The 23247-nt window shown below is 50.0% G+C and carries 20 protein-coding genes and 1 pseudogene; 11 read left to right on the forward strand and 10 right to left on the reverse strand.

The genetic code is table 11. From position 1 onward, the window contains the following. The first annotated feature begins 39 nt into the window (after window positions 1-39). Window positions 40-1323 (forward strand): putative acyl-CoA thioester hydrolase, encoded by a 1284-nt coding sequence (locus FEK50_RS14965; RefSeq protein WP_130210879.1) that lies wholly within the window; start codon window positions 40-42, stop codon window positions 1321-1323. A gap of 47 nt (window positions 1324-1370) precedes the next feature. Here FEK50_RS14965 and FEK50_RS14970 read toward each other — a convergent pair whose 3' ends face one another. The 4 genes and pseudogenes from FEK50_RS14970 to FEK50_RS14985 all read right to left on the reverse strand — a co-directional run bounded on the left by FEK50_RS14970 (window position 1371) and on the right by FEK50_RS14985 (window position 7389). Then, window positions 1371-2024, reverse strand: a complete 654-nt coding sequence (locus tag FEK50_RS14970; protein ID WP_131161687.1) for a hypothetical protein — start codon at window positions 2022-2024, stop codon at window positions 1371-1373. A gap of 360 nt (window positions 2025-2384) precedes the next feature. Then, window positions 2385-4645: pseudogene (locus tag FEK50_RS14975) on the reverse strand (hydratase). Between the two features lie 182 nt (window positions 4646-4827). Then, the gene (locus tag FEK50_RS14980) at window positions 4828-6261 is read right to left on the reverse strand and encodes an anion permease (protein ID WP_130259791.1); all 1434 of its coding nucleotides are present in this window, start codon (window positions 6259-6261) and stop codon (window positions 4828-4830) included. A gap of 75 nt (window positions 6262-6336) precedes the next feature. Further along, window positions 6337-7389 (reverse strand): 4-oxalomesaconate tautomerase, encoded by a 1053-nt coding sequence (locus FEK50_RS14985; RefSeq protein ID WP_130209938.1) that lies wholly within the window; start codon window positions 7387-7389, stop codon window positions 6337-6339. A 183-nt stretch (window positions 7390-7572) separates the two neighbouring features. Between FEK50_RS14985 and FEK50_RS14990 the strand changes: the two genes are divergently transcribed. Next, entirely contained in the window at window positions 7573-8526 is a 954-nt protein-coding gene (locus FEK50_RS14990; RefSeq protein WP_131161686.1) for a LysR family transcriptional regulator, read from the forward strand. A 41-nt stretch (window positions 8527-8567) separates the two neighbouring features. Here FEK50_RS14990 and pgl read toward each other — a convergent pair whose 3' ends face one another. Beyond that, window positions 8568-9563 carry a 6-phosphogluconolactonase gene (gene pgl, locus FEK50_RS14995; protein WP_130209934.1) on the reverse strand — a complete coding sequence of 332 codons (996 nt, stop codon included), beginning with the start codon at window positions 9561-9563 and terminating at the stop codon, window positions 8568-8570. Window positions 9564-9717: 154 nt separating this feature from the next. On the opposite strand from pgl, the gene ybhA reads away from it, so the two are divergent. Further along, window positions 9718-10536: a bifunctional pyridoxal phosphate/fructose-1,6-bisphosphate phosphatase gene (gene ybhA, locus FEK50_RS15000; protein WP_000213425.1), complete on the forward strand. Its 819-nt coding sequence runs from the start codon at window positions 9718-9720 to the stop codon at window positions 10534-10536. Here ybhA and modC read toward each other — a convergent pair whose 3' ends face one another. The 4 genes from modC to acrZ form a co-directional block, all read right to left on the reverse strand. Then, window positions 10537-11595 carry a molybdenum ABC transporter ATP-binding protein ModC gene (gene modC / locus FEK50_RS15005; protein ID WP_131161685.1) on the reverse strand — a complete coding sequence of 353 codons (1059 nt, stop codon included), beginning with the start codon at window positions 11593-11595 and terminating at the stop codon, window positions 10537-10539. Window positions 11596-11597: 2 nt separating this feature from the next. Beyond that, window positions 11598-12287 (reverse strand): molybdate ABC transporter permease subunit, encoded by a 690-nt coding sequence (gene modB / locus FEK50_RS15010; protein ID WP_000604034.1) that lies wholly within the window; start codon window positions 12285-12287, stop codon window positions 11598-11600. After that, window positions 12287-13060: a molybdate ABC transporter substrate-binding protein gene (modA, locus tag FEK50_RS15015; protein WP_130259794.1), complete on the reverse strand. Its 774-nt coding sequence runs from the start codon at window positions 13058-13060 to the stop codon at window positions 12287-12289. Before modA ends, modB begins: the two co-directional genes overlap by 1 nt. A 165-nt stretch (window positions 13061-13225) precedes the next feature. Further along, on the reverse strand, window positions 13226-13375 hold the full coding sequence (gene acrZ / locus FEK50_RS15020; protein WP_000891515.1) for a multidrug efflux pump accessory protein AcrZ: 150 nt from the start codon (window positions 13373-13375) through the stop codon (window positions 13226-13228). Between the two features lie 128 nt (window positions 13376-13503). Between acrZ and modE the strand changes: the two genes are divergently transcribed. From modE to gpmA, 7 genes are all read left to right on the forward strand, one after another. Beyond that, a complete protein-coding gene (modE, locus tag FEK50_RS15025; protein ID WP_130214929.1) occupies window positions 13504-14292 on the forward strand; it encodes a molybdenum-dependent transcriptional regulator in 789 nt (262 codons plus the stop codon). A 67-nt stretch (window positions 14293-14359) separates the two neighbouring features. Beyond that, window positions 14360-15832, forward strand: a complete 1473-nt coding sequence (gene modF / locus FEK50_RS15030) for a molybdate ABC transporter ATP-binding protein ModF (RefSeq protein WP_131161684.1) — start codon at window positions 14360-14362, stop codon at window positions 15830-15832. A gap of 261 nt (window positions 15833-16093) precedes the next feature. Continuing rightward, window positions 16094-17110 carry a UDP-glucose 4-epimerase GalE gene (gene galE, locus FEK50_RS15035; RefSeq protein ID WP_001265443.1) on the forward strand — a complete coding sequence of 339 codons (1017 nt, stop codon included), beginning with the start codon at window positions 16094-16096 and terminating at the stop codon, window positions 17108-17110. Between the two features lie 9 nt (window positions 17111-17119). Further along, window positions 17120-18166: a galactose-1-phosphate uridylyltransferase gene (galT, locus tag FEK50_RS15040; protein ID WP_000191508.1), complete on the forward strand. Its 1047-nt coding sequence runs from the start codon at window positions 17120-17122 to the stop codon at window positions 18164-18166. Window positions 18167-18169: 3 nt separating this feature from the next. Beyond that, entirely contained in the window at window positions 18170-19318 is a 1149-nt protein-coding gene (galK, locus tag FEK50_RS15045; RefSeq protein WP_131161683.1) for a galactokinase, read from the forward strand. Continuing rightward, complete coding sequence (galM, locus tag FEK50_RS15050) at window positions 19312-20352, forward strand: galactose-1-epimerase (protein ID WP_059321515.1); 1041 nt, start codon at window positions 19312-19314, stop codon at window positions 20350-20352. Before galK ends, galM begins: the two co-directional genes overlap by 7 nt. 202 nt (window positions 20353-20554) lie before the next feature. Then, the gene (gene gpmA, locus FEK50_RS15055; RefSeq protein ID WP_001295305.1) at window positions 20555-21307 is read left to right on the forward strand and encodes a 2,3-diphosphoglycerate-dependent phosphoglycerate mutase; all 753 of its coding nucleotides are present in this window, start codon (window positions 20555-20557) and stop codon (window positions 21305-21307) included. A 147-nt stretch (window positions 21308-21454) separates the two neighbouring features. Here the strand turns inward: gpmA and aroG are convergent, their stop codons facing one another. Next, the gene (aroG, locus tag FEK50_RS15060; RefSeq protein ID WP_131161682.1) at window positions 21455-22507 is read right to left on the reverse strand and encodes a 3-deoxy-7-phosphoheptulonate synthase AroG; all 1053 of its coding nucleotides are present in this window, start codon (window positions 22505-22507) and stop codon (window positions 21455-21457) included. A gap of 315 nt (window positions 22508-22822) precedes the next feature. Between aroG and FEK50_RS15065 the strand changes: the two genes are divergently transcribed. Then, entirely contained in the window at window positions 22823-23203 is a 381-nt protein-coding gene (locus tag FEK50_RS15065) for a YbgS-like family protein (RefSeq protein ID WP_064530615.1), read from the forward strand. The last annotated feature ends 44 nt before the right edge of the window (window positions 23204-23247 follow it).

The following is a 23247-nucleotide window of genomic DNA, read 5'->3' on the forward strand; positions in this document are numbered from 1 at the left end:
ACGGATTCATTTTTTCCATTTTAAAGCCCGGAGCAACCTGTGAACACATTTTCAGTTTCCCGTCTGGCGCTGGCACTGGCTTTTGGCGTGACGCTGACCGCCTGTAGCTCAACACCGCCCGATCAACGTCCTTCTGATCAAACCGCGCCTGGTACCTCTTCTCGCCCGATTCTGTCGGCAAAAGAAGCGCAGAATTTCGATGCTCAACACTATTTTGCATCCCTGACACCAGGTGCTGCAGCGTGGAATCCTTCCCCGATTACCCTGCCTGCGCAACCTGACTTTGTTGTCGGCCCGGCGGGTACCCAAGGTGTAACGCATACCACGATTCAGGCAGCGGTGGATGCGGCAATTATCAAGCGTACCAACAAGCGCCAGTATATTGCCGTGATGCCTGGTGAGTATGAAGGCACGGTCTATGTCCCTGCCGCTCCGGGTGGAATTACTCTGTACGGTACAGGTGAAAAACCGATTGATGTGAAGATTGGGCTTTCCCTTGATGGGAGCATGAGCCCTGCCGACTGGCGTCACGACGTCAACCCGCGCGGCAAATATATGCCAGGTAAACCAGCGTGGTACATGTACGATAGCTGCCAGAGCAAACGCAGCGACAGTATTGGCGTGCTCTGTTCTGCGGTTTTCTGGTCACAAAACAATGGCCTGCAACTGCAAAACCTAACCATCGAAAACACGCTGGGCGATAGCGTAGATGCGGGTAACCATCCGGCGGTGGCGCTGCGTACTGATGGCGACAAAGTGCAGATCAATAACGTCAACATTCTCGGTCGTCAGAACACCTTCTTTGTCACCAACAGTGGTGTGCAAAACCGTCTGGAAACCAATCGTCAACCGCGTACTCTGGTGACGAATAGCTACATTGAAGGGGATGTGGATATCGTTTCTGGTCGCGGCGCGGTGGTGTTCGATAACACCGAATTCCGCGTGGTGAACTCCCGTACCCAGCAAGAAGCGTACGTGTTTGCACCGGCTACACTGTCTAACATCTATTACGGTTTCCTCGCCGTAAACAGCCGTTTCAATGCTTCCGGTGATGGCGTGGCGCAACTGGGCCGCTCGCTGGATGTTGATGCCAATACCAACGGTCAGGTGGTGATCCGTGATAGCGCCATCAACGAAGGTTTTAACACGGCTAAACCGTGGGCCGATGCGGTGATTTCCAATCGTCCATTTGCGGGTAATACCGGCAGCGTTGACGATAGCGACGAAGTACAGCGCAATCTGAATGACACTAACTACAACCGCATGTGGGAATACAATAACCGCGGCGTGGGTAGCAAAGTGGTTGCAGAAGCGAAGAAGTAATACGTTTAAAATTACCGGATGGTGATGTGTATACATCTCATCCGGAATTATAAAGTCATGAAAGTCAATATTAACATCATGACAAATAAAACCGCTGCAATTTTTATCGATAACGGAAAGAAAATAACTTTAGCGTTTTTCTTATTTCGCTCCAATACACTAATTAATCTTTTTTTAGCATCTGTTTCAGGAAAATTTATCCCTTCCGCTTTAGTCTCCCACTCCAGTTCATTTTTGCTGGTCGTCGCATAAACATATTTTTTCCCTTTCAAATAAAACTGAATAAATACCCTGACGTTATTTCCTGCAGAAAATTTTTTTAATGAGTATGGGACATCCACATTTTCAATCACAATCCCTTTGTCTGAAATTTCGATAGCTTTGATAAAAAAATAGGGTATTAGCAAACCACTAATGCCAACCATTAATCCACTTCCAAGCAACCATGCCATCAGATTATCCATACCTGTTAAAAAGTGTATATTATTTTCAGTTACGACTTGACAATTGCGAATAAAACCGATAAAAAATGAAAATGCCATTATACACAAACTGCTGGTGAAAATTTTTATAGGTAAAGATACCGGCTGCATAACTAAATAGCTATTTTCAATTTTACACGCTTTAGATAAAGACTTCATTTTTATCAGAAATAGAATCTGCAATAATGATAAAAAGAATAAATACATACCCCACTTCATAAAACCACCTGTTATCAATAGCTATGTAACAATAGATATATAAGCAATCATTTTGAATATTGCATCTTTAAATTACGATACAAAAATATCATCAAACTCCCTTACTACAATTGTAACCATGGAGCCATATATCTCGCCAAAGCATCTTTAAGATAGACATATTATTGCGACAGAGAAATCATTTCTTAGTAACAATTTACAATATTCATCATCATTGGTTATATTAAAACACCAACACATCCACAATGTGGATAAATAATGTGACGCATACCATTAATCGAATGGATAATAATTAATTGATAGAAATATAATTGCTGTATGAGAGGGATACCAATGAAAACATTGGTATCCCTTGCTCTGCTATATCTGACGGTTTTTATTGAAGTTAATCAAACTACCCGCCTTGATAATCTCGCGCTCTTCAGCAGTCAGACTTTCCATATAGAGCGTAATCTCCGTTACCGGCGCATCTTTATGGATCACATAACCTTTAAACGTCGTACCTGGATTATCCAGCGCCGCTTTAATGCCAGGGATGTAAATGTAATCACCTACGTCAAAATTCGGTGCTTCCGCCATTTGCAGCGGTAACATCCCCCAGTTGATGACGTTAGAACGGTAGCGTTTAGTCGCGTACTCCTCGGCAATATTCGCCAGACCGCCAATCACACGCTGGCAACTCGCCGCCTGCTCACGCGCAGAACCATCGCCTGGTTTGACCGCATAGACCATGCTGCCAATTTCAGTTTGCAGCGGATCAATATTTTCCTGACCAGCAATCTGCTTAATGCGCGCAAACACCTCTGCCAGTTCGCTGACATTCCCCGCCAGACGCTGATTTTCCAGCTCGGCAGTGGCTTTACTTCTGCCAACATAACCCGGATCACGGCGTGACAGGGTAAACTCCGCCAGACCAATTGGATTTGAACGATACGAAGAGGTTTCACCGGAAGGAATCAATTCGTCAGTGGTGGTCACTTCGTCGAGGATCTTCGAGCACACTTTGAGGACGATATTGTCAGTCAGCGCGCCTAATTCCGGCCAGTCTTTAATGTTCGGTCCGTAGATCAGCGGTTGCTGAGTCGCCCCTTTCACAAAACCCTGATAAACACGGTTTTTATACGGCGTTACATCGAAGGCGTACTCCGGCACGTTGTCCCAGCAATCGAGTTCGCTGGCAGAGGTTAAATAGCCACCGTTTGCCGCAGTCGCAGCGATAGAGCGAGCGTCCATCAACGCCACCGCTGACATCTGCCCATTGGCTGGCTTAGAGCCTTCGCGGTTCGGGAAGTTACGCGTGGTGTGGCGAATACTCAAACCGTTGTTGATTGGCGTATCGCCCGCGCCAAAGCATGGGCCGCAGAACGCAGTTCTGATGATTGCGCCTGCGCCAATCAAATCTGCTACCACACCTTTTTTGGCGAGATCCATAAACACCGGCTGTGATGACGGGTAAACCGCCAGCGAGAAGGTGTCATTGCCACAGGATTGACCGCGCAGCGCATTTGCTGCGGCGATAACGTTTTCATAGTTACCGCCAGAACAGCCAGCGATAATCCCCTGCTGCACTTTCAGGCGACCATTTTCCACTTTATCCAGCAGCGAGAGTTTGGCTTTACCGTGCGCCACGCGTTCGGACTCAATTTCAATCTCACGCAGAATGTCAGTCAGATTCTGGTTCAGCGTGTCGATTTCATACACGTTGCTCGGGTGGAACGGCAGCGCAATCATCGGTTTGATGGCACTTAAATCAACGCTGATGCAGCCATCGTAGTACGCCATTGGCTGAGGATTAAGCTGGCAGTAATCCTGGCCGCGACCGTGCAGCGCCAGCCAATTATGCACTTCTTCATCGGTTTGCCAGACAGAACTTAAACAGGTAGTTTCAGTGGTCATCACGTCAACGCTGTTACGGAAATCGGTAGAGAGCGCAGCAACACCGGGACCTACGAATTCCATCACTTTGTTTTTGACGTAACCGTTTTTGAACACGGCACCGATGATAGCCAGCGCCACATCCTGCGGCCCCACATACGGCGCAGGTTTTCCGGTCAGATGCACCGCAACCACGCCCGGATAGTCGATATCCCAGGTGTCATTAAGCAGTTGTTTTACCAGCTCGCCGCCGCCCTCACCGACTGCCATTGTCCCTAATGCACCGTAACGGGTGTGGCTGTCTGACCCGAGGATCATTTTGCCGCCGCCTGCCATCATTTCACGCATATATTGATGGATGACCGCAATATGCGGAGGCACAAAAATACCGCCATAACGCTGGGCTGCCGATAAACCAAAAATATGGTCATCACCGTTAATAGTGCCGCCCACAGCACAGAGTGAATTATGGCAGTTGGTCAGCACATACGGCAGCGGGAAACGTTCCATACCGGACGCTTTAGCGGTCTGTACAATACCAACAAAGGTAATATCGTGAGAGGCTAATGAATCAAACTTAATTTTAAGTTTATCCATATTTCCGGACGTATTATGAGAGAGAGTATTGACCAGGCAATAGTGCCTTTTTTTGCTTCTTCTTTTTTTATTTCGCCGGTGAAATGTTCTTCGGCAATTATTTCGTTATTACTGGCGAGAAACACGCCTTTTTCAGATAACTTGATCATCAAATGCTCCAGATATCTGCGCACCGTGAAGTGCGCAGAAAAATAATGAAGGGATATACTCTAAATAATTCGAGTTGCAGGAAGGCGACAAGCGTGTGAATCCCCAGGAGCTTACATAAGTAAGTGACTGGGGTGAGCGAACGCAGACGCAGCACATGCAACTTGAAGTATGACGAGTATATTTACAGCATGTTCCAGCCGATCAGCATATTCCACCACCATACGCCAAGGGTGATATGCACCAGGAAGGTTAATATCGTCAGTACCGCACCAACCAACCACCAAGATTTAATATCGTTGTAACCCACACCAAAGATGACCGGACCAGCCGCGCCACCATAGTGAGTAACCATGCCGCCATAGGAGTTGGAGAACAACAGTGCCAGCGCGGTTAACATTAACGGTGCGCCGGAGACGTTCGCCAGCATGGCAAATACCGGCAACATGGCAACGATATAGGCACTACCGGAAGCGAAGAAATAACGCACGATGATGCTAAGGAAAATAATAACGAAGAAAGCAACGTTACCGTGACCATCAAATGCCAGGTTATTTTTAAAGACTTCAGCTAACCATTCGAAGAATTTCACTTTCGATAATAATGAGCTTAAGCCGATAATACCGCCGTACCAGATTAAGGTATTCCAGCCGCCTTTATTTTTAACCACGTCTTCCCAGGTCACAATGCCCAGCAACAACATGGTCGCCATAACAACAATTGCCACTGAAGATTCATCAACACCCAGGCTCTTACTGAAAATCCAGCCCAGCAGTGCCAGCACAAAGACAACGAGCAGCATTTTTTCACGGATTTTCATCGGCCCCAGTTCAGCAAGGCCCGCTTTGGCGATGGTTTTGTTATCCACCTTTTTAATTTCTGGCGGATACATGGTGTAAATCACCAGCGGAGTAACCAGCAGCATAATGATGCCCGGCAATCCGGCGGCCAGCGCCCATCCACCCCAGCTAATTTGCAGGTGCAGAATGTCGTTGATCATTTTCAGCGCCAGAATGTTCCCCGCCATTGCGGTAAAGAACATATAGCTGGTGGTTTTGGTGACCATGTAAATGGACATCATCAGGTAATGTCCAACACGACGCGGACTTTTTTCCGGTTCTGACCCCAAAGCCACCGCCACGCTGTTGATGATCGGTAATACAATACCGCCCGCACGCGCGGTATTCGAAGGCGTAGCCGGAGCGAGTACCAGATCAAGGAATACCGTAACGTAACCCAGACCCAGGGTAGTGCTACCAATTTTACCAATCAGCAAATAGGCAATACGTTTGCCTAAGCCGGTGGTCACAAATGCGGCGCTTAAGGTAAACGCCGAGAACACCAGCCAGGTGGTACCTGAAGAGTAACCGCTTAATACGGCGGTGGTTTTAAACGCACCGTCGGATAAGTTACCGACCACCACCATCGAGGCAGCAACGGCAATTAACAGTACGACAGGTTCCGGGAAAGGCTTGATAACCAGCCCCACAATCGCCGCCAGGTAAATACCAAAAAGTACCCATGCCAGTTCGCTTAATCCTGCCGGGGCTGGCATAACGCCAATAATACATGGGATCGCTAATATCAGAATTAGCTTCCATAACGATTTCTTATTCATTTAAAATCCTGTTCTTTCTGTATGACTCATACAGAAGTCCTTTATTGATTGTCCTTATCACGACAACGAAATTTTTCAGGGAAGATAAACTTCACCGGAAAATATTTTTCTGGTCGTCCGAATAACAGATGCACGTAACGTTGTGGCATCCTGACCGTCATTACTTAAATGAACGTCAAGCGCACCACTGGGGTGTTCAATATTGATATTGCCGTACCCCACAGAAGGGACGATTTGTCGGGTGACGGTGCCTTCCAATGCACAGCTACTGGAAATGGCAATAGCGCCAGTTATCGCCAGTGCGCGATGGCAAGAATGCGGCATAAAATAACGCACATTAATTGCCCCGCCTTTCTGCGCTGGAGAAATAAGCACAGGTTTAGGGATAACCATATTACTAACATCGCCTAAGCCCATTGCTTTACCCGCTTGCAGACGGATAGATTCAATGCGGGCTAATAATGCTTTGTCGGCATCCAGTTCCGCCGGTAATTCATAGCCTGTTTTGCCCAGATATTCAGCCGGAATAATGACGACTGGCATCGCCATATCAATACAGGTCACTGGAACATCGTCAAAATAATCAATCTGTTTATCAGTCGGGAAGACTTTTCCGGTTTTTGTTCCTGCTGCATTCAGGAAAGTGAGAGCGACCGGTGCGGCTGTCCCTGGCACACCATCAATTCTGGCGCTACCCTCGTACTTGACAACACCATTTGGCGTTTGCACATCAGCTTCGATGAACGTACCAGTATTGACGTTGCGGATACGCACACGGGTGATCGGTGATGTCGCTGCAATCAAACCATTTTCAATGGCGAATGCCCCAACCCCAGACAGCATATTGCCGCAGTTTGGTGTCGTATCAACACGCTGCTCATGGACGATAACCTGAGCAAACAGATAATCGACATCAGCACGCGGATCGTCGGAACGGCTAATAATGGCGACTTTACTGGTCAGCGGATTACCGCCGCCGATACCGTCTATTTCCAGATCGTTACCGGAACCCATAATTGCCATCAATATTTTATCGCGCTGCGTTTGATCTTCGGGTAAATGTTCCGCTAACAGGAACGCGCCCCTCGAGGTTCCACCTCGCATCATCACGCAGGGTATTTTTTTCATAATAATGCCCTCAATTTAAAAACATAACTTATTGCGATATGGTTACATTAAGGGCAAAGCATCTCTAATGACTTTAGCTCCACGATTAATAACATTTTTTCATTAATTTAAGTGATTAAATTGCAGTTAAACTGTTTAACTGTAAATCACTAAAATGCACCGCATCCATTTTTCGGAGTAATAATGAAGCATGAATTATCAGGTATGAAGGCATTTGTCATACTGGCAGAGTCCAGTTCATTTAACAATGCCGCTAAATTACTCAATATTACGCAACCTGCATTAACGCGAAGAATAAAAAAGATGGAAGAAGATTTACATATTCAACTTTTTGAGCGTACAACTCGCAAGGTTACGTTAACAAAAGCAGGAAAAAGGTTGCTCCCGGAGGCGCGGGAATTAATAAAGAAATTCGATGAAACGCTTTTTAGTATTCGTGATATGAATGCTTATCATCGTGGTATGGTGACGTTAGCATGTATTCCGACCGCCGTATTTTATTTTTTACCACTGGCAATCGGTAAATTTAATGAGCTGTATCCCAATATTAAAGTGCGGATTCTGGAACAAGGTACGAATAATTGCATGGAATCGGTGCTGTGCAATGAATCTGACTTTGGCATAAACATGAACAATGTCACAAATTCATCCATTGACTTTACCCCACTGGTCAATGAGCCGTTCGTGCTGGCCTGTCGGCGTGACCATCCATTGGCCAAAAAGCAGCTGGTGGAATGGCAGGAGTTAGTAGGTTACAAAATGATTGGCGTGCGTTCCTCCAGCGGCAACCGACTGCTAATTGAGCAAAAATTGTCCAACAAGCCCTGGAAACTGGACTGGTTTTATGAAGTGCGTCATCTTTCGACGTCATTAGGATTGGTGGAAGCGGGACTGGGGATTTCGGCGCTTCCTGGCCTGGCAATGCCTCATGCGCCCTATTCTTCGATTATTGGTATCCCATTGGTGGAACCCGTTATACGTCGGACATTGGGAATAATTCGCCGTAAAGATGCCGTACTTTCTCCAGCAGCAGAACGCTTTTTTGCCTTGCTGATTAATTTATGGACTGACGATAAAGACAATTTGTGGACCAATATCGTCGAACGCCAGAGACACGCGTTACAGGAGATGGGCTAATACTCCCGGCGCAGGAGATTCAGCGCCGGGTAAATCAGCGGTTAGTGTGCGTTCACCACAACCCACATTGGCCCCTGCCCTACCGCATAGCGGCCTTTTTCATGCAGCAGCCCCTGCTCGCCGACAATTTCGTATACCGAGATATGGTGCGATTTTTGCCCGGCGGCAATCAGATATTTGCCACTGTGATCAACATTAAAGCCGCGCGGCTGAGTTTCCGTTGGCTGGAAGCCTTCTTTACTCAACACGCTGCCATCTTCCGAAACGCTGAAAACGGTAATCAGACTGGCGGTACGGTCGCAGGCGTATAAATGACGACCATCCGGGGTGATATGAATATCAGCCGCCCAACGGGTGTCGGAGAAGTTTTCCGGCATCATATCCAGCGTCTGGACACATTCGATATTGCCGTGCGGATCTTTCAGTTCCCAGACATCCACTGAGCTGTTTAACTCATTGACGCAATATGCATATTGTTCGTTTGGATGGAACACCATATGACGCGGACCGGCCCCTTCAACGGTAGTCACTTCTGCGGGGTCCTGCGCCACCAGATGACCGTCATCGCTGACCGTAAACAGGCAAATACGATCCTGCTTTAATGCCGGAACCCACAGGGTGCGGTTATCTGGTGAAATATTGGCGGAATGACAGCCGTCCAGTCCCTCAACCACATCGACAACGCCCACAGGCAGGCCATCTTCCAGTCGCGTTACGCTCACATTCCCCGCATTATAAGAGCCGACAAAGACAAACTGCCCATGGTGATCGGTGGAAATATGCGTCGGGCTACCCGGCAGCGCAGACTCTGCGGCAAATGTCAGTGCGCCATCATCTGGTGCAATGCGATACGCCAGAACGCGAAATTCGGGACGAACGCCAACGTAGAGGTAACGTTTATCCGGGCTGACCACCATCGGCTGCACCTGCCCCGGCACATCGACAACCTGTGTCAGCGTCAGCACGCCTTCATGATTCAGGTTCCAGACGTGAATTTGCTGGCTCTCAGGGCTGGCGATATAAACTGTTTGCTTCATGAATGCTCCTTTGCATTTAGCAACTGACTTTAACAGCTAAAATTAGTCGCTTTTGGCGGTGAATGCTGAATTAAAACGCAGAATTTTGTCCGATAGTGGTATCGGTGTACCATTCGCGCAGACGAAAATTCTTAACCTTAATCTGGAAAACGCCATGACCACACGCGTGATTGCTCTCGACTTAGACGGCACCTTATTGACCCCGAAAAAGACTCTGCTTCCCTCATCGATTGAAGCGCTTGCCCGCGCTCGCGAAGCAGGTTACCAATTGATTATCGTCACGGGTCGCCATCACGTCGCTATTCATCCTTTTTATCAGGCGCTGGCGCTGGATACACCTGCTATTTGCTGTAATGGCACCTATTTGTATGATTATCATGCAAAAACTGTGCTTGAAGCCGATCCAATGCCCGTTAACAAAGCCCTGCAACTCATCGAGATGCTGAATGAACACCACATTCACGGTCTGATGTATGTGGATGACGCAATGGTCTATGAGCATCCGACCGGACATGTCATTCGCACGTCTAACTGGGCGCAGACTTTGCCGCCGGAACAACGCCCGACTTTCACACAAGTCGCTTCTCTGGCTGAAACGGCGCAACAAGTTAACGCCGTGTGGAAGTTCGCTCTGACGCACGATGACCTGCCGCAGTTACAGCATTTTGGTAAGCATGTTGAACATGAGTTGGGTCTGGAGTGTGAATGGTCCTGGCACGATCAGGTTGATATTGCACGCGGCGGCAACAGTAAAGGCAAACGCCTGACGAAATGGGTTGAGGCGCAAGGCTGGTCGATGGAAAACGTAGTCGCATTCGGCGATAACTTCAATGATATCAGTATGCTGGAAGCTGCCGGAACGGGTGTAGCGATGGGCAATGCCGATGACGCGGTAAAAGCACGCGCCAATATCGTGATTGGTGACAATACCACCGACAGCATCGCCCAGTTTATTTATAGCCACCTGATTTAATCAGGCGGTTATCGACACACTTTTAATTTGCGCGTATAGCCACAGGCCAGGTTTGATCGCCAGTTCATCCCTGGCCCACGGGCTTATTCGCGCCCACAGCGTTTTACCGCCGACTTCCAGTTCCACTTCCACCTGGCCGTTATCGTCATAGCTATTGACGACTTTTGCGCGCAGCACATTGCGGATGCTGGTTTGTTGCGGCGGTTGTAAAACCAGAGAAACATCGGAAGCCTGGATGCGGATGCGTAGCGCGGCTTGCAGCGGTTCATCCAGCTTATTAACCCATAAATGCTGATCGCCCAGCGCCAGCGCGGTCATTGCGTAACGCGGATGATGTTCCAGTACCGTTACTTTCAGAATGCTGCTTTGTTGCTCTTTCGGCAGCCACGGATTCATCACGCTACTGCCCCACACTTCTTCCAGCGCCCCGAAAGCTTTCACCTGGCCGTTTTCCAGTATCATCACTTTGTCCGCCAGATGGAGGATTTCATCCAGCGAATGACTGACATACAGCATCGGAATGTTGATTTCCCGCGTCAGCCGTTGCAGATAAGGCAATAGCTCGCGTTTGCGCGGAAGATCCAGCGACGCCAGTGGTTCATCCAGCAATAATAATTCCGGAGCCGTCAGCAATGCCCGACCAATTGCCACACGCTGTTTTTCGCCCCCGGACAGGCTGCCCGGTAAACGGTCAAGCAACGGTTCAATGCCTAAAAGCGCCACCAGCTTATCAAACTGATCGACCATACTTTTCGACATGCCGTAGCGCAGATTGCCACGCACTTTGTAATGCGGGAACAGCCGTGCATCCTGAAACACATAGCCAACGCGACGCTTTTCCGGCGTCAGGCAGATACCTTTTTCGGCATCATTTAGTACCCGACCATTGAGGACAATCCGCCCTTTTTGCGGGCGCGTCAGTCCACTAATGGCGTTAATCAGCGAAGTTTTTCCGGCACCGGAGACGCCAAAGATAGCAGTGATGCCATTGGCGGGCAGCGTTTCATTAATGGTCAGGCAATGGTTGCCCAAGGTCTGGGAAAAATTCAGTTCCAGCATGATTAGCGCCCCGCCCGTTCACGGCTGATTCTGGCCAGCCATTCTGAAATCAACAGGGAGATCATCGCCAGCGCAATAGAAATAATGCAGAGTCTCGCCGCGCCGCTTTCACCGCCTGGGGTCTGGATCAGGGTATACATGGCAGAAGGAATGGTTCGCGTTTCACCTGGAATGTTAGAAACAAAGGTGATGGTTGCACCAAATTCACCGAGCGAACGAGCAAATGCCAGTACTGTACCGACGATAATTCCCGGCAACGTCAGCGGTAACGTGATAGTAAAGAAAACACGCCAGCGCCCAGCCCCCAGCGTTCTTGCGGCCTGTTCCAGTTTGACATCAACCCCTTCCAGCGCCAGACGAATCGCCCGCACCATCAACGGAAAAGACATGACTGCGGCAGCGAGAACCGCGCCGCGCCAGCTAAACGCGAAGGTAATGCCAAACCAGTCATACAGGCGTTCGCCGATAAATCCGCGCCGTCCCATAGAAACTAACAGCAAGTAACCGACAACCACGGGCGGTAACACCAGCGGTAGATGCAGTACGCTGTCGAGCAGAGCTTTGCCCGGAAACGTGCAACGCACCAGTAACCAGGCAAAAAAGATCCCAAACGGCAGGCTAAACAGCACAGCCAGGGAAGAAACTTTCAGGCTTAATAAAACCGCCTGCCATTCTGGATCGGTCAGTATCATTACTTAGTTGTAAATCCGTAACGTTTAAAGATTTCCGCAGCCTGCGGTCCCTTCAGATAATCGTAAAATGCTTTCACTGTCGCGTTGTTATGCCCTTCCACGACGGCAACCGGATATTCCACTTTTTTATGCGAACCTTCCGGGAAAGTGGCGACCACTTTTACCCCTTTGCTGGCAACTGCGTCAGAACCGTAGACAATACCCAGCGGCGCTTCATTACGTTCGACCAGCGCCAGCGCCCCACGAACATCTTCTGCCGGAGCCAGTTTCGGGGAGAGCGTATCCCATGCGCCCAGTTTTTGCAGAGCTTCTTTCGCATAAATGCCAGCCGGAACATGTTCCGGATCGCCAACCGCCAGGCGGCCGCCATTCAGCAGAGAGGTCCAGTTAGTTTTGCTGTCGATGGTGAACTCTTTCTGCTCGCTGGTTTTCGGTGCTACAACGACCAGGCTATTGCCGAGCAAGGTTTGACGCGTGGCGGTATCAATTCCTTTTTTATCAATTGCATAATCCATCCATTTCTGATCGGCAGAAATAAACAGATCCGCAGGCGCACCTGCTTCAATCTGACGAGCCAGAGTAGAAGAGGAGGCGAAAGAAGAAACGACGTCTACGCCTTTCTCTTTTTTATACTGCGTAGCGATATCCTGCATCGCGTTGGTCAGTGATGCTGCGGCAAAAACCGTGATTTTCCCTTCATCCGCCAACGCATTGCCAGCAACAGTGAAAGAGAGCGCCGCCCCGGCAAACAGGTTTAACCATTTACGAGCCATTTGTAACCCCTTTATTTAACGTTATGTAGGCGTCAATATAACGGCAAGTTCAGAATTTTCCCAGCAGTTATTGTTAACCTTTGAGAGGTAGATAGAAAAAATATCGGCAGGAAAAGCAGGAAGTTGAGAAAAAGAAAATGCCCGACTCAGCGGGCATTCATGGAATCAATGATTTTGTCCGGGCTGGTCTTTTTTACCAACACCAGAAAAGATGTTGAATACTTCACCAAGACCGTAAATCAGACCCAGGATGATGGCCATCACGACAGGTACCATGATTACGGCGAATACCAGACTTTTTAATAACTCTAACATGGTCAACTCCAGATGTAGTCCTGTGACTATTCTAACCGTTAAGCACAGAAAAGCACTCCCCTTTTGTGCGGTCAGCTTTGCGTGGCGCTCATTTTCCGTCACAATAAGACTTTTGCCAGGACATTGTTATGCAGGCCGAAATCCTTCTCACTCTTAAGCTGCAACAAAAGCTCTTTGCCGACCCACGCCGCATTTCGCTACTAAAACACATCGCGCTTTCCGGTTCCATCAGCCAGGGGGCGAAAGATGCCGGTATCAGCTATAAAAGCGCCTGGGATGCCATTAACGAAATGAATCAGTTAAGTGAGCATACGCTGGTTGAACGAGCTACGGGCGGAAAAGGCGGTGGCGGTGCTGTGCTGACCCGCTATGGTCAACGACTGATTCAGCTTTACGATCTTCTCGCCCAGATCCAGCAAAAAGCCTTTGATGTGTTAAGTGACGATGACGCCCTGCCGCTGAACAGCCTGCTGGCCGCGATCTCACGTTTTTCACTGCAAACCAGCGCCCGTAACCAGTGGTTCGGTACCATCACAGCCCGCGATCATGATGACGTTCAACAGCATGTTGATGTCTTACTGGCCGACGGCAAAACACGCTTAAAAGTCGCGATTACCGCGCAAAGTGGCGCGCGTCTGGGGCTGGATGAAGGCAAAGAAGTGTTGATTCTGCTGAAAGCGCCGTGGGTGAACATTACCCAAGATGACACCGTAGCCCAGAGTGCCGACAACCAATTGCCGGGCATTATTCGCCATATAGAGCGCGGCGCAGAACAGTGCGAAGTATTAATGGCGCTACCCGACGGGCAAACCTTGTGCGCCACGGTGCCGGTAAATGAAGCGGCTTCTCTTGAGCAAGGACAGAATGTCACGGCCTACTTTAATGCCGACAGCGTGATTATCGCCACACTGTGCTAAGCGTGTTGACAATTTGTTATGAAACACGTATCCCTGTCAGTAATCGCTGCAAAAAATGGGATATAAAATGTCATCGTTGCAAATTTTGCAAGGCACGTTTCGTCTTAGCGACACAAAAACGCTGCAATTGCCTCAGCTAACGTTAAACGCGGGTGATAGTTGGGCGTTTGTCGGTTCTAATGGCAGCGGTAAGTCGGCGCTGGCCCGCGCGCTGGCCGGTGAACTTCCGCTTTTGAAAGGTGAACGGCAAAGCCAGTTTTCCCACATCACTCGTCTCTCCTTCGAGCAATTGCAAAAGCTCGTCAGTGACGAATGGCAGCGGAATAACACCGATATGCTCGGCCCTGGCGAAGATGACACCGGGCGCACCACGGCTGAGATCATTCAGGATGAAGTTAAGGATGCACCGCGTTGTGCGCAACTGGCACAGCAGTTCGGCATTACCGCCCTGCTCGACCGACGTTTTAAATATCTTTCCACTGGCGAGACGCGTAAAACCCTGCTCTGTCAGGCGCTGATGTCGAAGCCTGCCTTATTGATTCTTGATGAACCGTTCGATGGTCTTGACGTTGCCTCACGTCAGCAGCTGGCAGAATTACTCGCCTCGTTACATCAGTCCGGTATTACTCTGGTACTAGTGCTCAATCGCTTCGATGAGATCCCGGAATTTGTCCAGTTTGCTGGTGTGCTGGCGGATTGCACGTTAGCGGAAACTGGCGCTAAAGAGGAACTGCTCCAGCAAGCACTCGTCGCGCAACTGGCGCATAGCGAACAGCTTGAAGGTGTGCAACTGCCGGAGCCGGATGAACCTTCAGCACGTCACGCCTTACCCGCCAACGAACCGCGCATTGTGCTGAACAACGGCGTGGTTTCTTATAACGATCGCCCCATTCTTAATAACCTTAGCTGGCAGGTGAATTCTGGCGAACACTGGCAAATTATCGGGCCAAATGGCGCGGGAAAATCGACATTATTAAGCCTGATTACTGGCGATCATCCGCAAGGTTACAGCAACGATTTGACGCTTTTCGGCCGACGTCGCGGCAGCGGCGAAACCATCTGGGATATTAAAAAGCATATCGGTTACGTCAGCAGTAGTTTGCATCTGGATTACCGGGTCAGCACTACCGTGCGTAATGTGATCCTTTCTGGCTATTTTGATTCGATTGGCATTTATCAGGCCGTTTCGGATCGCCAGCAAAAGCTGGTGCAGCAGTGGCTGGATATTCTCGGCATTGATAAACGCACGGCTGACGCCCCTTTCCATAGTCTTTCCTGGGGGCAACAACGCCTGGCGCTGATCGTCCGCGCACTGGTGAAACATCCGACTTTGCTTATTCTCGATGAACCACTACAGGGGCTGGATCCGCTCAATCGCCAGCTTATCCGCCGTTTTGTTGACGTGCTAATTAGCGAAGGTGAAACGCAATTATTGTTTGTTTCGCACCATGCGGAAGATGCGCCTGCCTGTATTACCCATCGTCTGGAGTTCGTGCCAGACGGTGACCTCTATCGTTATGCGCTGACAAAAATAAATTGAGTCGGTAATGCTGACTGTGCCGGATGCGGCGTAAACGCTTTATCCGGCCCACGGTTCGACGCATCCAGGCATAAAACCGCATCTTTTTTTCAGATAAAAAGCGCAATCATTCATAAACCCTCTGTTTTATAATCACTTAATCGCGCATAAAAAACGGCTAAATTCTTGTGTAAACGATTCCACTAATTTATTCCATGTCACACTTTTCGCATCTTTGTTATGCTATGGTTATTTCATACCATAAGCCTAATGGAGCGAATTATGAGAGTTCTGGTTACCGGTGGTAGCGGTTACATTGGAAGTCATACCTGTGTGCAATTACTGCAAAACGGTCATGATGTCATCATTCTTGATAACCTCTGTAACAGTAAGCGCAGCGTACTGCCTGTTATCGAGCGTTTAGGCGGCAAACATCCAACGTTTGTTGAAGGCGATATCCGTAACGAAGCGTTGATGACCGAGATCCTGCACGATCACGCTATCGACACCGTGATCCACTTCGCCGGGCTGAAAGCCGTTGGCGAATCGGTACAAAAACCGCTGGAATATTACGACAACAACGTCAACGGCACTCTGCGCCTGATTAGCGCCATGCGCGCCGCTAACGTCAAAAACTTTATCTTCAGCTCCTCCGCCACCGTCTATGGCGATCAGCCCAAAATTCCTTACGTTGAAAGCTTCCCGACCGGCACACCGCAAAGCCCTTACGGCAAAAGCAAACTGATGGTGGAACAGATCCTCACCGACCTGCAAAAAGCCCAGCCGGACTGGAGCATTGCCCTGCTGCGCTACTTCAACCCGGTTGGCGCGCATCCGTCGGGCGATATGGGCGAAGATCCGCAAGGCATTCCGAATAACCTGATGCCGTACATTGCCCAGGTTGCTGTAGGCCGTCGCGACTCGCTGGCTATTTTTGGTAACGATTATCCGACCGAAGACGGTACTGGCGTACGCGATTACATCCACGTAATGGATCTGGCGGACGGTCACGTCGTGGCGATGGAAAAACTGGCGAACAAGCCTGGCGTACACATCTACAACCTCGGCGCAGGCGTAGGCAGCAGCGTGCTGGACGTGGTTAATGCCTTCAGCAAAGCCTGCGGCAAACCGGTTAACTATCATTTTGCACCGCGTCGCGAGGGCGACCTTCCAGCCTACTGGGCGGACGCCAGCAAAGCCGACCGTGAACTGAACTGGCGCGTAACGCGCACACTCGATGAAATGGCGCAGGACACCTGGCACTGGCAGTCACGCCATCCACAGGGATATCCCGATTAAGGAACGACCATGACGCAATTTAATCCCGTTGATCATCCACATCGCCGCTACAACCCGCTCACCGGGCAATGGATTCTGGTTTCACCGCACCGCGCTAAGCGCCCCTGGCAGGGGGCGCAGGAAACGCCAGCCAAACAGGTGTTACCTGCGCACGATCCAGATTGCTTTCTCTGCGCAGGTAATGTGCGGGTGACAGGCGATAAAAACCCCGATTACACCGGGACTTACGTTTTTACCAATGACTTTGCGGCCTTGATGTCTGACACGCCAGACGCGCCAGAAAGCAACGATCCGTTGATGCGTTGCCAGAGCGCGCGCGGTACCAGCCGGGTGATCTGCTTTTCACCTGATCACAGTAAAACACTGCCAGAACTCAGCGTTGCGGCATTGACGGAAATCGTCAAAACCTGGCAGGAGCAAACCGCAGAGCTGGGAAAAACCTATCCGTGGGTGCAGGTATTTGAAAACAAAGGTGCAGCGATGGGGTGCTCTAACCCGCATCCGCACGGACAGATTTGGGCAAATAGCTTCCTGCCTAACGAAGCTGAGCGCGAAGACCGCCTGCAAAAAGAATATTTTGCCGAGCAGAAATCGCCAATGCTGGTGGATTATGTCCAGCGCGAGCTGGCAGACGGTAGCCGTACCGTTGTCGAAACCGAACACTGGTTAGCCGTAGTGCCTTACTGGGCTGCCTGGCCGTTCGAAACGCTACTGCTGCCCAAAGCCCATGTTTTGCGGATCACCGATTTGACCGACGCCCAGCGCAGCGATCTTGCGCTGGCGTTGAAAAAGCTGACCAGTCGTTATGACAACCTCTTCCAGTGCTCCTTCCCCTACTCTATGGGCTGGCACGGTGCGCCGTTTAATGGTGAAGAGAATCAACACTGGCAGCTGCACGCGCACTTTTATCCGCCTCTGCTGCGCTCCGCCACCGTACGTAAATTTATGGTCGGTTATGAAATGCTGGCAGAAACCCAGCGTGATCTGACGGCAGAACAGGCAGCAGAGCGTTTGCGCGCAGTCAGCGATATCCATTTTCGCGAATCCGGAGTGTAAGAAATGAGTCTGAAAGAAAAAACACAATCTCTGTTTGCCAACGCATTTGGCTACCCTGCCACTCACACCATTCAGGCGCCTGGCCGCGTGAATTTGATTGGTGAACACACCGACTACAACGACGGTTTCGTTCTGCCCTGCGCGATTGATTATCAAACCGTCATTAGCTGTGCGCCACGCGATGACCGTAAAGTTCGCGTAATGGCAGCCGATTATGAAAATCAGACTGACGAGTTTTCCCTCGATGCGCCCATTGTCGCGCATGGAAACTATCAATGGGCGAACTACGTTCGTGGCGTGGTGAAACATCTGCAACTGCGTAACAACAACTTCGGCGGCGTGGACATGGTGATCAGCGGCAACGTGCCGCAGGGTGCCGGGTTAAGTTCTTCCGCCTCACTCGAAGTCGCGGTCGGAACCGTATTGCAGCAGCTTTATCATCTGCCGCTGGACGGCGCACAAATCGCGCTTAACGGTCAGGAAGCAGAAAACCAGTTTGTTGGCTGTAACTGCGGGATCATGGATCAGCTAATTTCCGCACTCGGCAAGAAAGATCATGCCTTGCTGATCGACTGCCGCTCGCTGGGGACCAAAGCGGTTTCCATGCCGAAAGGCGTAGCTGTGGTCATCATCAACAGTAACTTCAAACGTACCCTGGTTGGCAGCGAATACAACACCCGTCGTGAACAGTGCGAAACCGGTGCGCGTTTCTTCCAGCAGCCAGCCCTGCGCGATGTCACCATTGAAGAGTTCAACGCTGTTGCGCATGAACTGGACCCGATCGTCGCGAAACGCGTGCGTCATATCCTGACCGAAAACGCGCGTACCGTTGAAGCTGCCAGCGCGCTGGAGAAAGGCGACCTGAAACGTATGGGCGAGTTGATGGCAGAGTCTCATGCCTCTATGCGCGATGATTTCGAAATCACCGTGCCGCAAATTGACACTCTGGTCGAAATCGTAAAAGCTGTGATTGGCGACAAAGGTGGCGTACGCATGACCGGCGGCGGATTTGGCGGCTGTATCGTCGCGCTTATTCCGGAAGAGCTGGTGCCTGCCGTACAGCAAGCTGTCGCTGAACAATATGAAGCAAAAACAGGTATTAAAGAGACTTTTTACGTGTGTAAACCATCACAAGGAGCAGGACAGTGCTGAACGAAACTCCCGCACTGGCACCCGATGGTCAGCCGTACCGACTGTTAACTTTGCGTAACAACGCAGGGATGGTAGTCACGCTGATGGACTGGGGTGCGACTTTACTTTCCGCCCGTATTCCGCTTTCCGATGGCAGCGTCCGCGAGGCTCTGCTTGGCTGCGCCAGCCCGGAATGCTACCAGGATCAGGCCGCATTTCTTGGGGCCTCTATTGGTCGTTATGCCAACCGTATCGCCAATAGTCGTTATACCTTTGACGGTGAAACCGTGACGCTGTTGCCAAGTCAGGGCGTCAACCAACTGCACGGCGGCCCGGAAGGGTTCGACAAACGCCGCTGGCAGATTGTGAACCAGAACGATCGTCAGGTGCTGTTTGCCCTGAGTTCAGATGATGGCGACCAGGGCTTTCCGGGTAATCTCGGCGCAACGGTGCAATATCGTCTGACCGACGATAACCGTATCTCTATTACTTATCGCGCCACAGTTGATAAACCTTGCCCGGTGAATATGACTAATCACGTCTATTTCAATCTTGACGGCGAGCAGTCTGACGTGCGCAATCACAAGTTGCAGATTCTGGCGGACGAATACCTGCCGGTTGATGAAGGCGGCATTCCGCACGACGGCCTGAAATCTGTCGCCGGAACGTCTTTTGATTTCCGCAGCGCCAAAATCATCGCCAGTGAGTTTCTTGCCGACGACGATCAGCGCAAAGTGAAAGGTTACGATCACGCGTTCTTGTTACAGGCCAAAGGCGATGGCAAAAAAGTGGCGGCGCATGTCTGGTCAGCAGATGAAAAATTGCAGCTGAAGGTCTACACCACCGCTCCGGCTCTGCAATTCTACTCCGGCAACTTCCTCGGCGGCACGCCATCAAGAGGAACTGAACCTTACGCCGACTGGCAGGGGCTGGCGCTGGAAAGCGAGTTTCTGCCGGACAGCCCGAACCACCCTGAATGGCCGCAGCCGGACTGCTTCTTGCGTCCTGGCGAAGAGTATTCCAGCCTGACGGAATATCAGTTTATTGCTGAGTAATGTTAAGCCCTCGTCATGAGGGCTTTATCCTCGTATTGTTCAAATCACCAGCAAATACCGACATATTTGCAACTCAATATTCACAACAACCTTACACTGCGACACTATTTTCGCTATGGTTATGCGTAAGCATTGCTGTTGCTTCGTCACGGCAATATAATGAGAATTATTATCATTAAAAGATGATTTGAGGAGTAAGTATATGGCTGTAACTAAGCTGGTTCTGGTTCGTCATGGCGAAAGTCAGTGGAACAAAGAAAACCGTTTCACCGGTTGGTACGACGTGGATCTGTCTGAGAAAGGCGTAAGCGAAGCAAAAGCAGCAGGTAAGCTGCTGAAAGAGGAAGGTTACAGCTTTGACTTTGCTTACACCTCTGTGCTGAAACGCGCTATCCATACCCTGTGGAACGTGCTGGACGAACTGGATCAGGCATGGCTGCCCGTTGAGAAATCCTGGAAACTGAACGAACGTCACTACGGTGCGTTGCAGGGTCTGAACAAAGCGGAAACTGCTGAAAAGTATGGCGACGAGCAGGTGAAACAGTGGCGTCGTGGTTTTGCGGTGACTCCGCCGGAACTGACTAAAGATGATGAGCGTTATCCGGGCCACGATCCGCGTTACGCGAAACTGAGCGAGAAAGAGCTGCCGCTGACTGAAAGCCTGGCGCTGACCATTGACCGCGTGATCCCTTACTGGAATGAAACCATTCTGCCCCGTATGAAGAGCGGTGAGCGCGTAATCATCGCCGCTCATGGTAACTCGTTGCGTGCGCTGGTGAAATATCTTGATAACATGAGCGAAGAAGAGATTCTTGAGCTAAATATCCCGACTGGCGTGCCGCTGGTGTATGAGTTCGACGAGAACTTCAAACCGCTGAAACGCTATTATCTGGGTAATGCTGACGAGATCGCGGCGAAAGCAGCTGCTGTCGCTAACCAGGGTAAAGCGAAGTAAACGTCATTTGTTTAATAATGAGAAAGCCGACTGCAAGCGAGTCGGCTTTTTTGTTTGTCGTTGCTAACAATGGAGCACATTGCCTGATGCGACGCTGCGCGTCTTATCAGACCTACAAACATACAGTCATGGCGATTTGACTATAAATTATCCACGACGCGCTTTTACTGCATTTGCCAGTTGACGTAACAGAGCATCGGTATCGTCCCAGCCAATGCAGGCATCAGTGATACTCTTGCCATAAGCCAGCGGCTCCCCGCTCTCCAGACTCTGATTGCCTTCCACCAGATGACTTTCCACCATCACGCCAATAATGGCCTTTTCGCCACCGGCAATCTGCTGGCAAACGTCAGCACAAACATCCATCTGCTTTTTGAATTGTTTGGACGAGTTAGCATGGCTGAAATCGATCATCACCTGTGCTGGCAGGCCTGCTTTGTTCAGCCCTTCTTTCACTTCAGCAACGTGTTTTGCACTGTAATTAGGCTCTTTACCGCCGCGCAGAATGATATGGCAATCGCCGTTACCGCTGGTATTCACAATCGCCGAATGACCCCATTTGGTCACTGAAAGGAAGCAGTGCGGCGCACCGGCGGCATTAATGGCATCGATAGCCACTTTAATCGTACCGTCTGTGCCATTTTTGAAACCTACCGGGCAAGAAAGACCAGACGCCAGTTCGCGATGCACCTGCGATTCGGTGGTACGTGCGCCAATTGCGCCCCAGCTCATCAGGTCAGCGAGATACTGAGGGGTGATCATGTCGAGAAATTCGCCCGCCGCTGGCAGACCGCTGTCGTTAATATCGAGCAGCAATTTACGGGCAATTCGCAAACCGTCGTTGATCTGGAAGCTGTTGTCCATATGCGGATCGTTAATCAGCCCTTTCCAGCCCACCGTGGTGCGTGGCTTTTCAAAATAAACGCGCATTACGATTTCCAGGTCGTCTTTTAGCTCTTCACGCAGCGCCAGCAAGCGAGTGGCATAATCTTTAGCCGCGACAGGATCATGAATTGAGCACGGACCAATCACCACTAACAGGCGATCATCATTACCTTTCAGGATCTTATGGATCGCTTTTCGGGCATGGGCAACCGTATTCGCGGCATTTTCAGTAGCGGGGAATTTTTCCAACAGTGCGACAGGAGGAAGTAACTCTTTGATTTCTTTGATGCGTAAATCGTCGTTCTGATAATTCATGTCTGTTCCAGTGTTGCCATACTTATCTTGGTGAATGCAATCCTTCCAATCTATATCTTCCGTCAGAATGTGTAAACGGGGTTTTACACTATGGACGGAATAATCCTGGAATCGGCAAGAAATACGCCAGATTGTCGCGAAAAACGAGATCTCCCCTACAATTTCTAACTGTAACTTCTCTATTTATTAATTTTTTCAAGATTCTCAGCTGGATCTCTTCTTCTGGCTGAAATCTTCAACCATTGCCTGATATTCACCTGCAAATGCACTGTTGGAAGAGGTTATCCGACATAACGCCCATAACAGGAGCATCCTATGAAAATGACAAAACTGGCCACACTATTTCTGACTGCCACTCTGAGCCTTGCCAGCGGTGCCGCACTGGCTGCCGATAGCGGGGCGCAAACCAATAACGGCCAGGCAAACGCCGCAGCTGATGCGGGCCAGGTAGCCCCTGACGCCCGTGAAAATGTCGCGCCAAATAACGTCGACAATAACGGGGTTAATACCAACTCGGGCGGGACGATGCTGCACCCGAATGGTTCATCCATGAATAATGACGGCATGACCAAAGATGAAGAGCACAAAAACACCATGTGCAAAGATGGTCGCTGCCCGGACATCAATAAAAAGGTACAAACCGGTGATGGCATCAATAATGATGTCGATACCAAAACCGACGGTACTACGCAGTAAGCCAGGATATATGGCTGATAATGGGAGAGCGGAGGCTCTCCTTT

The organism is Escherichia sp. E2586, from assembly GCF_005781105.1.
In the GTDB taxonomy this organism is placed as follows: domain Bacteria; phylum Pseudomonadota; class Gammaproteobacteria; order Enterobacterales; family Enterobacteriaceae; genus Escherichia.